This is a genomic window from Bacillus sp. FF-1 (assembly GCF_028548245.1).
Lineage (GTDB): Bacteria > Bacillota > Bacilli > Bacillales > Bacillaceae_G > Bacillus_A > Bacillus_A paranthracis.
Genome location: NZ_JAQQGG010000001.1, coordinates 743,219 through 757,402 on the forward strand (window position 1 = coordinate 743,219; position 14,184 = coordinate 757,402).

The window sequence follows — 14,184 nt, forward strand, 5'->3', positions numbered from 1 at the left end:
CTCACAGCCCTTTTTTAATGTTTTATAAAGTATAGTACTTCGCATCCTTCATTAAAAATTCGCTACCTATAACTGTTGTACTGAAACAAGTTTTTTACACATGTATTCTATTAAAACGATTTTAATAAAGAATAAAAATTCGTATCATAGGGAATGTCATCTTGATACATATAATTTTTTAGAACGCCTTCTTTTTCAAAGCCTAATTTTAATAGTACTTTATTGGAAGCTTCATTTTCAAGAAATACAATTGCTCCGATCCGCTTTAAATGAATCGTATGGAAACCGTATGATATAACCTCAGAAACAGCTTCAGTCGCATATCCTTGTCCCCAGTGTTCAGGCAAAAAGGCATAACTTATATTGGCCCGTTTATGCTCAGAAGACCAATCGTGAAAACCAATGGTACCGATGAGTTCTTTCTTGTCTTTTGATTCGATTCCCCATTTTATACCGCTTCTTGCATTGTAACTCAGTTTAAAGTTATGAATAATTTGTTTCACTTGATCAATATCTTGTAACGGTTTTTGGCCATAATAGCGCAGTACGTCAGTATTAGAAAAGCATTTTAGTATACTTGGTGCATCTTCTTCGGTAAGTTCTCGTAGAATGAGTCGGTCGGTTTTCAATATAGGAAACATGCTTTCACTCCATTTCTTTTGAAACTAGAATGTGTTGTTATTATATAATTTAGTCTGAAAATAAAGATTATTAAAGAGGGGAGTATGGCTTTAATTTATGATAAAATTGATTGTGGAATATATTTCAAAAAGAGGTTTGTATATGGAGAAAAATTCAATTTTAATTGTAGATGACGATCAAGATATTGTTCGATTTATGAACGTGAATTTAATGCAAGAAGGTTTTAAAGTTTTTAGTGCTCATAACGGAGAAGAGGCTTTAGAAATTATAAATAATAATAGCATTCAACTTGCTATTTTGGATATTATGATGCCACAAATGGATGGGATAGAATTGTGTAGAAGAATTAGAGAGAAACATAGTTTGCCAATTATGTTTTTAAGTGCAAAATCATCGGACGTAGATAAAGTCGTCGGATTTAGTACGGGAGCAGATGATTATATTGTGAAGCCGTTCAGTACAATTGAATTAATTGCAAGAGTGAAGGCTCAATTAAGAAGGTATACATATTTCAATCAAAATGCTGTCCAAGTAATAGAAAAGAAAATAAATATTAGAGGTTTAGAAATAGATGAAGCGTCTAGAACAGTAATGTTATATGGAGAAACAATCAATCTTACGAAAACTGAATATGATATTTTGTATTTAATGGCAGCTGCAAAGAATCGTGTATTTACTATTGAAGAAATATATGAGAGCGTTTGGAAAGAAAGGGCTTATGAAAGCAATAATACAGTAATGGTTCATATCGCAAGATTAAGAAATAAAGTTGAAGAGAATCCAAAAGAACCGAAGTTTATTCAAAATGTTTGGGGAGTCGGATATAAAATTGAAGATTAAATCATTACAAGGCATTAGAGCTAAGTTTTTTATCGCATTCATATGTAGCATCTTGTTAGCGACTGTAAGTATAATAGTGTTTCAAATTTTGGTTGGAAATATATATAGTCAGGTTAATGTTTTAGAGGAAAAATATTCATTTTTATATTTTATAGTTTTTTTGATTTTTACTACAACATACTTTGCATTCATGACAAAAACGCTGATGAAAAGGTTGTCTCAAATTAACAAGAACGTGAAAGAAATAAGTGAAGGTAATTTTGAAATACATATACCTATTTCGAAAAGCGATGAGATTGGTGAACTAGCGACAAATGTTAATAGAATGGCGAAAAGCTTAAAAGAGTCTATCGAGAATGAAAAAAAATCACAGGAAATGAAAAATGAAATGATTAGTAATATTTCGCATGACTTACGAACGCCAGTAACATCTTTAATCGGTTATGCGGACTTATTAGGAAATAAGCTGCATGCAAATGGAGAAGAATGTGAACAGTATGTAAGCATATTAAAGCGAAAAAGTTATGAATTAAAAAATCAAGTTGATGAATTATTAGAATACTGTCAAATAAATTATAGAGAGATTGAATTACATAAAAGTGTAGTAAATATGAAAGCGTTAATGGAACAAATTATGATTGATTTTGTACCACAACTAGATGATGCCGATATGAGCTTTTGTATGAAAGGTGATAAGGAGTTACATGTGGAAATGGATGTAGCACTTATGGTGAGGTTATTCGAAAATGTAATTAGTAATAGTATTATGTACGGGAAAGACGGAAAGGAGATTGTAATTCAAATTTCTAAAAGAGACATGAATGTTGAAATAGAAATTAAAAATTTTGGGCAATGTATTCCGGATGAGAACCTGCCTTATGTTTTTGAGAAGTTTTATCGTGGTGAAAAATCACGCAGCTCTCATACAGGTGGAAAAGGAATGGGACTTGCAATTGCGAAAAGTATAGCAGAACTTCATAAAGGAGATATCGCTGTACGTAGTAACGATAAAGAAACAGTTTTTACTATCGTTTTACCGCAGTATAAAGAAATGTAAGAAAGTCGTAAGTATTTCTTACGTATGTTGTAATTTTCAATTCGTATCATGTAGAACAAGGATATGAGAGTGGGGATATAACATGTGGAAGAAATATGTGTTGGTAATTTTAGTTGCTTTTTTACTTACAAGTTGGAGTGTAATTTATTTAGTTAATGGTATTATATCAGTCGTTTTTTGGTGGAGTATACAAGCCTTTAGCTTCGTATCAAGCTTTATTTTGATAGGGTCAGTATTACTATTTGTGTGGAAAGGCATTTTCAGAAAGCGAATAGATAGAACGCTACTCTTCATTGTGCTTTTTTCTATAATTGGAGCTTGGCCCTTAGGATGGTTCGCTAACAGAGGCGGACTTGCTTACCCGGCAGATGTACATTCTACGAGCCCTAAAGTAGTCGTGCGCTTTCCTTTAAATGAACGAGCATTAATAGGTTGGGGTGGTGATCGTTTAGAAACGAACTATCACGTTATCAAACCAAATGAGCGCTGGGCATATGATATTCTCATTCCTCCTGCTGAAGTGAAAAGTAGTAAGTTGGATGATTATGGAATATATGGAGCGAAAGTAATGGCACCAGCTTCTGGAACAGTTGTATCAATTAATAATGATGAAAAAGATTTAGTTCCGGGATCGGATGATTTTCAGTCAATGGCGGGAAATCATATTTATTTACGACTAGATGAAACAGGGACATTTTTGGTTCTTGCGCATTTAAAGAAAGGGTCAATTAAAGTGAAGGAAGGACAACATGTAAATGAAGGAGAATTTCTTGCTCAAGTAGGTAACTCAGGAAGTTCAAGTGAGCCACATTTACATATTCATCATCAAAGGCAGGATCCATCCAAGGTAAGTATATTTTTTTCGGAAGGATTACCACTTTACTTTCGAACTGAGAAGGGTGTGATAATGCCGGAAAAAGGAGAATATATAAAAAGACATTAGGGGGAAACGCTGATGTGGGAGAAATATTATATCGAAACTGATAGAGGGAAATTTGAGTATTTTCAAAAGGGAGAAGGAAAACCACTTTGTGTAACACATTTATACAGTGAGTTTAATAGTAATGGTAATTTATTTGCTTCTGCATTTACGAATCATTACACAGTGTACCTTATAAACTTAAGAGGATGCGGAAATTCTACACATGACACCACCAAATATAATTTGGGAATGGTAGATGCAGTACGTGATTTAGAAGCGATACGTGAGGCGTTGAATTTTAAAGATTGGACATATGCAGGTCATTCAACAGGTGGAATGCTAGCTTTACAATATGCGATAATGTGTCCAGAGAGGCTTGTAAAAATTATAGCTGGCGGATTATGTGCATCAGCTGAGTATATGAATCATAAAAATAGTATTTATTGTAGAGATAATGATCAAAATGCTCGTTTAAGAGAAATATTTGCAGTGCTCAGGGACGTAGCTTCTACAATTGATGAGAGGCGTGCCGTAAATAAAGAGTGGACAATGATGTCTTTATATAATGAAACAGCGTATGATGAAATGATTGCTAGACCGAACAGCGGTAAAACAGTATCAAAGCGTCTTGATTATTTTTCTTATAAGGAGTTACCTACATTTGATTTACGTTTACAATTAGAGAATGTAAATATACCAGCCCATATTTACGCTGGAATTTATGATGCACAGTGTCCGTATGAATTTGCAGTGGAAGTAGCGGAGCTTATGCCAAATGCGATAATGTCGACATTTGAATATAGTAATCATTTTCCATTTATTGAGGAGGAAGAAGAGTTTATAAAATTTGTTGAAAGCACGGTCTGTCATGTAAATGGATGATGAAAATCTATAATTTAAAAAGAAGAAGGCTGTCTTTAACAGAAATTTGAGACAGCCTTCTTCTTTCATTACCCTACAAATGTTTGATACAGTAAGAAAATATTTAAAATGATAACAAGTACAGCAATGATCCAAGCGATAAAGGTAGTTATGCGGTGGTTAACGAGTGCCCCCATAATTTTTTTACTACTTGTAAACATAATAAGTGGTACTAATGCAAAGGCAATACCGAATGATAAGACGACTTGACTCATGACTAGAGCGTAAGTTGGATTTACACCTAAAGCGATAATAACTAATGGTGGAATCATTGTAATAAATCGGCGTAAGTATAACGGAATATGCATTCGAATGAAACCTTGCATAATAATATCACCTGACATTGTACCGACAGAAGAGCTAGATAGTCCTGCTGATAAGAGACCAATTCCAAATAAAGCAGCTGATACAGGACCGACTAAGTTGCTAAACTGGTTAAAAGCGACATCAAGATCTTCGACATGCAAGCCGTTTTTAAAGAATAGTGCAGCAGCAACAATTAACATACTTGCATTAATTGCTCCAGCGATAATCATTGCGATAATGATATCAATAAACTCGAAGCGGAAAATCTTTTTCTTTTGTTCATCATTTGTTCCGACTACGCGGCGCTGTGTTAAGGCGGAATGTAAATAGATTGCGTGCGGCATAACTGTCGCACCTAAAATTCCGGCTGCAAGTAATATACTGTCTACGCCTTGAAATTTTGGGATGAAAAGTCCTGAAAGTAGGGGACTTAATTCCGGTTTTGCATAAAAGACTTGTACACCAAAAGCGATAACAACGATAAAAATCATTCCTGTTATAATCGCTTCTAATGGACGGAAGCCTCTACGTTGAAATTCAAGAATAATAAATGATCCAGCAGCTGTAATTAAAGCAGCTGGTAACATTGGAATTCCAAATAATAAATACAATCCGAGTGCTGCCCCGATAAATTCAGCTAAATCAGTCGCCATAATAACGAGTTCACCTTGTATCCATAAGCCGATGGAAACAGGTTTTGGGAAGTTTTCTCGAGCAATTTCAGGAAGGTTCCTACCTGTAGCGATTCCTAATTTAGCTGATAAAGTTTGGATTAATACAGCCATTAAATTAGAAGCAAGAATTACCCAGAGTAATAAATATCCATATTGTGATCCAGCGGCAATATTTGTCGCGAAATTGCCAGGGTCAATATAAGCGACTGAAGCAATGAAAGCAGGACCTAAGAATGGTAAAAGTCTTTTTAAGCCTTTCGTTTGTCCGCTTAATGCTAAATGCGCTGATTGAACAGTTGTACTTTGAGAAGGGACATGTTCATCTTTTGATATATCTTTATTCATAGTAGTTTTCCCCTTTGAAATGTTAACTTGATGAAATTATTGTAAGTATTCTTATTGTTTATTTCAATACATTTAAATGTATTAGATGATATTTTTATTTGAACATAAATGTTTCCTTAGTGCAAATTATATGTCTTTATACAATGAATGGTGTGGCATTATTAAAAATTGGGAGTTTATGGTGTGATGAGGCGGGGAAACATAATGAATTAAAGGGCTATTTTTGAAATTTATGTGAACATAAAGCCGATAATACAGCATATTAATTGATGGAATTGCATTTGTATGATATATAATATATTGGGATTACAACATAACCACAGTGTTTTGGTGTGTAATCTTGTTTTTTATTTTTGTTAACTGATAGAAAATAGTATAAAGAGAAGGAAATGGGATTCATTTTCTTATTATATATGTTTTGATATGAACGTTAACTTATACATGATTTTAAAAATTAGATAGGTGGTAGAAATACATTGGCAACTACAAAACCATACAGAGTATTACTATATTACATGTACACAACAATTGAAAACCCAGAAGAATTCGCGGCAGAGCATTTAGCATTTTGTAATTCACTTGAATTAAAAGGAAGAATCCTTGTAGCTAAAGAAGGTATTAACGGAACTTGTTCTGGTACTGTAGAACAAACAGAGAAATACATGGAAGCAATGAACAATGATCCACGTTTTGACGGTATCGTATTTAAAATAGATGAAGCTGATGGTCATGCATTCAAGAAAATGCACGTGCGTCCTCGTCCAGAGTTAGTTACACTTCGTCTAGAAGATGACATTAACCCACACGAAATAACTGGGAAGTATTTAGAGCCAAAAGATTTTTATGAAGCAATGAAACAAGAAGATACAGTTATCATTGATGCGCGAAATGATTATGAATTTGATTTAGGTCACTTCAAAGGTGCGATCAAACCTGATATCGAATCATTCCGTGAATTACCAGATTGGATTCGTGAAAATAAAGAAATACTTGAAGGCAAAAAGATTTTAACTTATTGTACAGGTGGAATTCGTTGCGAGAAGTTTTCTGGTTGGTTAGTTCGTGAAGGCTATGAAGATGTAAGTCAGCTTCACGGCGGTATTGTAACGTACGGAAAAGACCCAGAAGTACAAGGTGAGCTTTGGGATGGACAATGTTATGTGTTCGATGAGCGTATCGCTGTACCAGTAAACCAAAAAGAACATGTTATCGTTGGTAAAGACCACTTTACAGGTGAACCTTGTGAGCGCTATGTAAACTGTGCAAATCCAGAATGTAACAAGAAAATTTTATGTTCTGAAGAAAACGAGGCGAAATATTTACGTGCATGTTCTCACGAATGCCGTGTAAGCCCACGTAACCGCTACGTAATACAACATGAATTAACGGAAGAACAAGTAGCTGCTGCATTAGAGAAAATCGAAGCAGAGAAGTAAGAGGGAAAAGGCTAATCTAAATTTTTGGATTAGCCTTTTTTATATTTGATTTTTTGGCGTTTTTTGTCGGTAAGTCGATATATTTAAATAATCGCTGATATATTTTGAGTTGCGCCGATATAATTTGAAAATCGCTGATATATTTCGAGTTGCGCCGATATAATTTGAAAATCGCTGATAAAAATTTCAATTACTGTAGCGTACCACATACTTCAATGTAAAAATACTCTTCTTTACTTCTTATCATCTTTCTCTCTCACAGCAGAAAGTACAGTTTGTTTTACCCATGCTTTTCTTCGTTTATGTTGTAGACTCCATTGGTATAAACTTTGCGCACCTAAAATAAGTGAAATGACTATGCCGCTAATTGCTATTAACAGCGCGAAAAATTCAAGTGGCGATGATATTTTGTTTGAATCGGTGTTTCTTAACAGATCAATCATAGTAAACCCTAACATTTGGCCTACTACAGAGTAGAGCGTTAAAATTAATAGTAAAAGGCTATCTTTTTTTGAAGCAACATTTTCTTGATATTTAAACAAACTATCAAGATTTTGTTTTGCATTCGAGTATAGTATCTCGATGTTAAAAAGCTTTCTTAAGCGGAAGAAAATATCTTCACTCTGTGATTGGGATACTAGCTCTAAAGAAAAGTAATTCGCCGTAAACGAATTGATTGAATAAATTAATTTCTCTATTTCATTTGTATCTTGTTCAATGTTTAATTCAGCATAAGCGTTTGCCATTTTCAATAAAACAATTTTATGAAATAGATTTAATAATAAAGCGTAATAAAACTCCCCATACATTTGACTCGCAAGTTTAGTAAATTCGCGTTCTCCTTCATTTGTTACACATGTGAATATATGTTCTTCCATTATGAAATAGCGATTCGGAGCCCATCTTTGGTAAGCGTGTTGTTTTAAATAATCATGAATATAAGGCAGATTATTTGCACTCACATATGCCTTGCCATCACTTGTTAACCCGGAAAGACTAGAAGTACGATAAACATCCACTTCATTCAGTTCCATATCTTCTTTTATAGATAATAAAGTTTGTACGTACATTCGCTGATCTTCAAAGAAAGGAAAGGTTTGAAAGTAAGAACTTCTTAATCTCTTCTTCTCAAAGAAATCTGTTACGCCATGAAATAAATAACCAAAAATGAATCTTTCCACTTGGGAATACTTTTTTCCATTACATTCAATACAAATAGTCTCGTTTGTATCATTTTTAGTTTCAAGTACACGGAAACGGGCCGCAAATTCAATTGCTTCTGATAATGTTATGTTTGGAGCGGTTTCTACTTCTGTCCGAATTGTTAAGAAGCCAAGCTCATAAGGACAAAGTGTTACGTCAATAGAATGAATGTTGAATGGAACGGAAATAAGATTTGTTGTTAAATGTCCAGTTAAGTTAAGATCTTTAGAATAGCGCTGCAATCCTTTTTGATGCTCTGAGTGAGGAAAGAGTATTTTATTTGTAAATGAAAGATAATATGCTTCCATATTTTGATGTGAAACTTGAAACTTTCCGTAGTATGTATTTTCATTTTCAAGATGATCGAGTCGAAAAGGACGAAAGTCATTTTTCTGTAAGAAAGGGAACATATTTTGTTCATAACCAGTTTTAAAAGAAAACGGGAATATAAATTGAAATATAGCTGTTGTTACATCTTTTTCCTCGATTGTATGTATTGCCTCCATTTACATTGTTTCCTTTCCAAATATGCTATAAAAACAACATGCCCAAATTCATTTGAAAATAACCACTGTTTTATACTTGAGTAAGAATGAAAATTCAGCTTATTTAGTAGGGGACATGTATAATGTTATGTATACTGAATGTTATAAAATTGTATTTTGAAAAGGGGGATGTTGTATGCGTATTTTAGTATTAGGAGCGGGAGGCGTTGGAGGATTTTTTGGGGGACGCTTAGTAGAAAAAGGAGAAGATGTTACTTTTCTTGTTCGTAGTAAACGGAAAAAACAATTGGAGGAAAGGGGACTTGTAATCCGAAGTGTTAACGGAGATTTTTCCTTTCAACCGAAATTAATAACGAAAGAAGATCAAACTGCTCCATTTGATGTGATTCTATTTTCAACAAAAGCGTATCACTTAAACGAGGCAATTCAAGATTTGAAGCCGTTTGTAGGTGAAAGTACTGTAATCATTCCGTTGCTAAATGGTATTGCTCATGTATCGCTATTACAAAAGGAATTCGGTGAGGAAAAAGTAATTGGTGGTTTATGTTTTATCGAGACGACGTTAAACGATCAAGGAGAAATTGTACAAACTAGCGCTGCAAATAGACTTATGTTTGGAGAAATGAAGTCTCAAGATTCAGAGAGAATAAAGCATATTTCTAAAGCATTTGCAGGTACGAAATCTAGTTTTATTTTAAGTGAAAACATTACGCAAGATATGTGGCATAAATATTTATTTATCACTGTAATGTCAGGTGTGACAACATTAATGAGTGCACCGATAGGACCGATTCGTGAAAGCGAAGGTGGACGCGATTTTATCCAAAACTTATTTGAAGAATGTATGGAAATTATGAGATGTGTAGGAGCACCAATTAAAGATAATATTGTCCAAGAACATATGAAAATAATTGATAAAATTTCGTATAATATGAAGTCATCGATGCAGCGTGATATGGAAAAAGGTTCGTCTATTGAAGCGAAGCACTTACAAGGATACTTACTAGATGTAGCGGAACAATTTTCTATAGAAGCACCATTATTAGGAGCAGTATATCAAAATTTGAAAGTGTATGAAGAAATGACCTTTAACAAATCAGCAATACAATTGGATGTATGAAAAAATAAAAAAGAAAGCAATATATAAGTGTATTGCTTTCTTTTTTTATGACAAATCATTTATTTCTTTTTGTTCTATCTGTCAAATTTATTTCCTGTTCACGTTTACCGTATAATTGATTAATTTCATTTGCTAATGCATCTAAATAGGAATCGGAAAAAATAGGCTTCTTTTCTTTAGACATATAGATCTCCTTTATTGATTTTTTAGTATTCATTATGTATATTTACCAGCGGATTATGCGCCATCATTTTAATTTTTTCTTTTTAAAAATTTTTGTTTACATTTTGAAAATAAAGGAGTATTATAATCCACAGTTTCAATTTTCTAAATCGCTGAAACCGCATGGTGCGGGGGACCCGTTCTTATGGATTAGTTCTTAATCCAATGGGGTGAATCCTTGAAAAAGGTAGGGCTACTCATAGGCCCGAATCCGACAGCTAACCTCGTAAGCGTTATATTGAGAAGGAAGGTGGAGCTTGTGCGACAAAAAAAATAATGTCTACAAGTCTATTTCGTTATGGCTTGTAGACATTTTTTGTTTTCTGAAGAAATCGTTTATCCGCTATAACTAGCAGAAAAGTTCGTACAAAATTATTGGAGAGTGGACAGCAGTGGTTTCATCTATTAAAAGATTTTTAATTGGAAGACCGTTAAAATCAACAGAGCTTGGAGAACAGAAGCTTAATAAAACGAAAGCTTTAGCTATTTTATCTTCTGACGCATTGTCATCAGTTGCTTACGGTCCAGAGCAAATTTTAATTGCTTTAGCAGGTGTTGGAGCGATCGCTTATTGGTATTCCATTCCGATCGCTGTTGGGGTATTAGTGTTATTGACGGCCCTTATTTTATCTTATCGTCAAATTATTTTTGCTTATCCGCATGGCGGGGGCGCGTATGTTGTATCAAAAGAAAATTTAGGGATGAATCCAGGCTTAATTGCTGGAGGATCTTTATTAGTTGACTATATTTTAACTGTTGCAGTAAGTGTGTCTGCAGGTACAGATGCGCTCACATCTGCTTTTCCTAGTTTACATGCACATAATGTAATCATTGCGATTATATTTGTTATATTTATTACCATCTTAAATTTAAGAGGTGTAACGGAATCAGCTTCCGTTTTAGCATATCCTGTTTATTTATTCGTTTTGGCACTATTTATATTAATTGGTGTAGGGATATACAATATTTTAACGGGGCACGTTTCGCAGGCTTTACACACGCCGATTGGAACACCAGTTGCAGGGATTAGTTTATTTTTATTACTAAGAGCATTTGCATCAGGTAGTTCTGCTTTAACAGGTGTTGAAGCAATTTCAAATGCAATTCCGAACTTTAAAGATCCTGCGCCAAACAATGCAGCGAAAACATTGCTTGCAATGGGTGCATTACTTGCAGTTTTATTTTCAGGAATTGTGTTCTTAGCTTATTATTACGGAATTTCTCCAAGTAAAGAAGTAACAGTTGTTTCACAAATTGCTGAACAAACATTTGGACGTAATTTCATGTACTATTTCATACAAGGTACAACAGCTTTAATATTAATCCTTGCTGCTAACACAGGATATTCTGCGTTTCCGTTATTAGCAGTAAACCTTGCAAAAGATAAGTTTATACCAAGAATGTTTACGATTAGAGGAGACCGCCTAGGTTACTCAAATGGAATTATTATACTTGGAATCGCATCGATTATTTTAATTGTAGCTTTCCAAGGGCAAACAGAGCATTTAATTCCGTTATATGCAGTAGGTGTATTTATTCCATTTACCCTTTCTCAAAGTGGTATGGTATTAAAATGGCTTCGTGAAAAACCGGAAGGATGGGCTTTACGATTAACGGTCAATTTAATTGGTGCAGTCATTAGTTTTATCGTAATGAGTATGTTCTTTTTAACTAAATTTGCACAAGTTTGGTCAATCCTTATTTTCTTACCTGTAATTATCTTCTTATTCCACCGAATTAAGAAGCATTATGATGCAGTAGGAGACCAACTAAGTTTAAAAACTTGTGAACGGATTGTTCCGATTGAAGGAAATGTAATTGTCGTTCCAGTAGCTGGTATGACACATGTGGTAGAAAACTCATTGAACTATGCAAAGTCTCTTTCAGCAGATCAAGTTATTGCTGTATATGTCGCTTTTGACAGAGAAGAGGAAAAGAAATTTGAAGAGAAATGGAAGAAGTGGCAACCTGAAGTAAGGCTTGTTACTTTACATTCTCATTATAGAAGTATTATTCAACCGCTAACAAAGTTCATTGATACAGTACAGTATAAAGCGAGTGAATCAAATTACCGAGTTACGGTCGTTATACCACAATTCATTCCGAAAAAAGGTTGGCATAACATTCTTCATAATCAGTCTAGTTTACTCATTCGTGCGTATTTACTCTATAAAAGAAATGTTGTTATTACAACAGTACCATATCATTTGAAAAAATAAGAAGGTTTTTTAAGGATAGCTTTACGAAAGTGAAGCTATCCTTTTTGTGTATACGCTATGCATAATTGCATACGAATCCGAAAGATATATTGATATAATTTTTACATCTGTGAGTAAGTAGAGGTTTTTGTTGTGATATATGGATATTTCAATTGAAAAAGTAAAGTGGATTATATTTTAAAATAAAGACATGAAAGCTTGAAAATAAAGGGAATGAAAATACTTCTTTACGTTATATAAATAGCTGTGTTTAAATGACCTTACAGTATAAAACTTATATGAAAACAAAACGGAATTTCATATTTACGTACGTTATTTAGTTTAATATGAATAATATTTTTATGTAATATATTCACTGTGTGAATGTGGAAATTGCTATAAAATAGAAATTTTATACAATGTTATTCATACTAATCACATATGAAAAAATAATAAAATGTTTTGTGAAGATAAGTAAGTACTGTAGCAATACGAGAGAGGTGGTTCATACATGGATTGCGGTGAGAACGTTCTCTATTTTAACCATCTCAAATTATGGGGAAGAAAATAGAATAATAAAATGCGATAGTAATAGTTGCTAATACATAGGAGGAGTTAAAGTGAAAAAGACTTTAATTACAGGGTTATTGGTTACAGCAGTATCTACGAGTTGTTTTATTCCTGTAAGCGCTTACGCTAAGGAGGGGCAAACAGAAGTGAAAACAGTATATGCACAAAATGTAATTGCTCCAAATACATTATCGAATTCAATTAGAATGTTAGGATCACAATCACCACTTATACAAGCATATGGATTAGTTATTTTACAACAGCCAGACATTAAGGTGAACGCGATGAGTAGTTTGACGAATCATCAAAAATTTGCAAAGGCAAATGTAAGAGAGTGGATTGATGAATATAATCCGAAGTTAATCGACTTAAATCAAGAGATGATGAGGTATAGTACTAGATTTAATAGCTATTATAGTAAGCTCTATGAACTAGCAGAAAACGTAAATGAAAATGAACAGGCAAAAGCAGATTTTACAGGCGCATATGGAAAATTACAATTGCAAGTACAAAGCATCCAAGAGAGTATGGAGCAAGATTTATTAGAACTAAATCGATTTAAAGCAGTATTAGACAAAGATAGTAATAACTTATCGATAAAGGCTGATGAAGCAATAAAAACACTACAAGGATCAAGTGGAGATATTGTGAAGTTAAGAGAAGATATTAAAAGAATTCAAGGGGAAATTCAAGCTGAACTAACTACTATATTGAATAGACCTCAAGAAATTATTAAAGGTTCTATTAATATCGGTAAACAAGTATTTACAATTACAAATCAAACTGCACAAACGAAAACAATTGATTTTGTTTCTATCGGTACTTTAAGTAATGAAATTGTAAATGCTGCCGATAGTCAAACGAGGGAAGCGGCTCTTCGTATTCAGCAAAAACAAAAAGAGCTTCTACCACTTATTCAAAAATTATCACAAACTGAAGCAGAGGCGACACAAATTACATTCGTTGAAGATCAAGTAAGTAGCTTTACAGAACTAATTGACCGTCAAATTACAACTTTAGAAACGTTGTTAACGGATTGGAAAGTTTTAAACAATAATATGATCCAAATTCAAAAAAATGTTGAAGAAGGCACATATACAGATAGTAGTTTACTACAAAAACATTTCAACCAAATTAAAAAAGTAAGTGATGAAATGAATAAACAAACGAATCAATTTGAAGATTACGTTACAAACGTTGAAGTACATTAAAAATAAGTAAC

At 33.5% G+C, this 14,184-nt stretch carries 12 protein-coding genes and 1 riboswitch; of the genes, 8 read left to right on the forward strand and 4 right to left on the reverse strand.

All coding sequences use genetic code 11. The features are described 5' to 3' along the window. Nucleotides 1–110: 110 nt before the first annotated feature. Nucleotides 111–641, reverse strand: coding sequence for a GNAT family N-acetyltransferase (locus PQF83_RS03905; protein ID WP_000483981.1), 531 nt, complete (start codon nucleotides 639–641; stop codon nucleotides 111–113). A 142-nt stretch (nucleotides 642–783) separates the two neighbouring features. On the opposite strand from PQF83_RS03905, the gene PQF83_RS03910 reads away from it, so the two are divergent. The 4 genes from PQF83_RS03910 (at nucleotide 784) to PQF83_RS03925 (ending at nucleotide 4,343) form a co-directional block, all read left to right on the forward strand. Continuing rightward, nucleotides 784–1,482, forward strand: a complete 699-nt coding sequence (locus PQF83_RS03910; RefSeq protein WP_000414538.1) for a response regulator transcription factor — start codon at nucleotides 784–786, stop codon at nucleotides 1,480–1,482. Beyond that, a complete protein-coding gene (locus PQF83_RS03915) occupies nucleotides 1,472–2,539 on the forward strand; it encodes a sensor histidine kinase (RefSeq protein ID WP_000695279.1) in 1,068 nt (355 codons plus the stop codon). The genes PQF83_RS03910 and PQF83_RS03915 overlap by 11 nt, the downstream gene beginning before the upstream one ends. Before the next feature lie 82 nt (nucleotides 2,540–2,621). Beyond that, entirely contained in the window at nucleotides 2,622–3,482 is an 861-nt protein-coding gene (locus tag PQF83_RS03920) for a M23 family metallopeptidase (RefSeq protein ID WP_272792285.1), read from the forward strand. 12 nt (nucleotides 3,483–3,494) lie between these two features. After that, nucleotides 3,495–4,343: an alpha/beta fold hydrolase gene (locus PQF83_RS03925; RefSeq protein ID WP_000263701.1), complete on the forward strand. Its 849-nt coding sequence runs from the start codon at nucleotides 3,495–3,497 to the stop codon at nucleotides 4,341–4,343. Between the two features lie 68 nt (nucleotides 4,344–4,411). On the opposite strand, the gene PQF83_RS03930 is transcribed toward PQF83_RS03925, so the two are convergent. Next, nucleotides 4,412–5,707, reverse strand: a complete 1,296-nt coding sequence (locus tag PQF83_RS03930) for an Nramp family divalent metal transporter (protein WP_001030647.1) — start codon at nucleotides 5,705–5,707, stop codon at nucleotides 4,412–4,414. Between the two features lie 476 nt (nucleotides 5,708–6,183). Here PQF83_RS03930 and trhO point away from each other — a divergent pair, with 476 nt between their 5' ends. Beyond that, the gene (gene trhO / locus PQF83_RS03935) at nucleotides 6,184–7,143 is read left to right on the forward strand and encodes an oxygen-dependent tRNA uridine(34) hydroxylase TrhO (RefSeq protein ID WP_000246210.1); all 960 of its coding nucleotides are present in this window, start codon (nucleotides 6,184–6,186) and stop codon (nucleotides 7,141–7,143) included. 233 nt (nucleotides 7,144–7,376) lie between these two features. On the opposite strand, the gene PQF83_RS03940 is transcribed toward trhO, so the two are convergent. Continuing rightward, the gene (locus PQF83_RS03940) at nucleotides 7,377–8,852 is read right to left on the reverse strand and encodes a hypothetical protein (protein WP_000387306.1); all 1,476 of its coding nucleotides are present in this window, start codon (nucleotides 8,850–8,852) and stop codon (nucleotides 7,377–7,379) included. A gap of 175 nt (nucleotides 8,853–9,027) precedes the next feature. Here PQF83_RS03940 and panE point away from each other — a divergent pair, with 175 nt between their 5' ends. Continuing rightward, nucleotides 9,028–9,972: a 2-dehydropantoate 2-reductase gene (gene panE, locus PQF83_RS03945; RefSeq protein ID WP_001221877.1), complete on the forward strand. Its 945-nt coding sequence runs from the start codon at nucleotides 9,028–9,030 to the stop codon at nucleotides 9,970–9,972. Nucleotides 9,973–10,027: 55 nt separating this feature from the next. Here the strand turns inward: panE and PQF83_RS03950 are convergent, their stop codons facing one another. Continuing rightward, a complete protein-coding gene (locus PQF83_RS03950; RefSeq protein ID WP_000031869.1) occupies nucleotides 10,028–10,156 on the reverse strand; it encodes a hypothetical protein in 129 nt (42 codons plus the stop codon). A 139-nt stretch (nucleotides 10,157–10,295) separates the two neighbouring features. Further along, nucleotides 10,296–10,442: riboswitch (cyclic di-AMP (ydaO/yuaA leader) on the forward strand. Nucleotides 10,443–10,586: 144 nt separating this feature from the next. Here PQF83_RS03950 and PQF83_RS03955 point away from each other — a divergent pair. Both PQF83_RS03955 and nheA read left to right on the forward strand, forming a co-directional pair. Then, the gene (locus PQF83_RS03955; RefSeq protein ID WP_000254902.1) at nucleotides 10,587–12,413 is read left to right on the forward strand and encodes an APC family permease; all 1,827 of its coding nucleotides are present in this window, start codon (nucleotides 10,587–10,589) and stop codon (nucleotides 12,411–12,413) included. Between the two features lie 599 nt (nucleotides 12,414–13,012). Further along, nucleotides 13,013–14,173, forward strand: a complete 1,161-nt coding sequence (nheA, locus tag PQF83_RS03960; protein ID WP_000751839.1) for a non-hemolytic enterotoxin NHE subunit A — start codon at nucleotides 13,013–13,015, stop codon at nucleotides 14,171–14,173. Nucleotides 14,174–14,184: the final 11 nt, after the last annotated feature.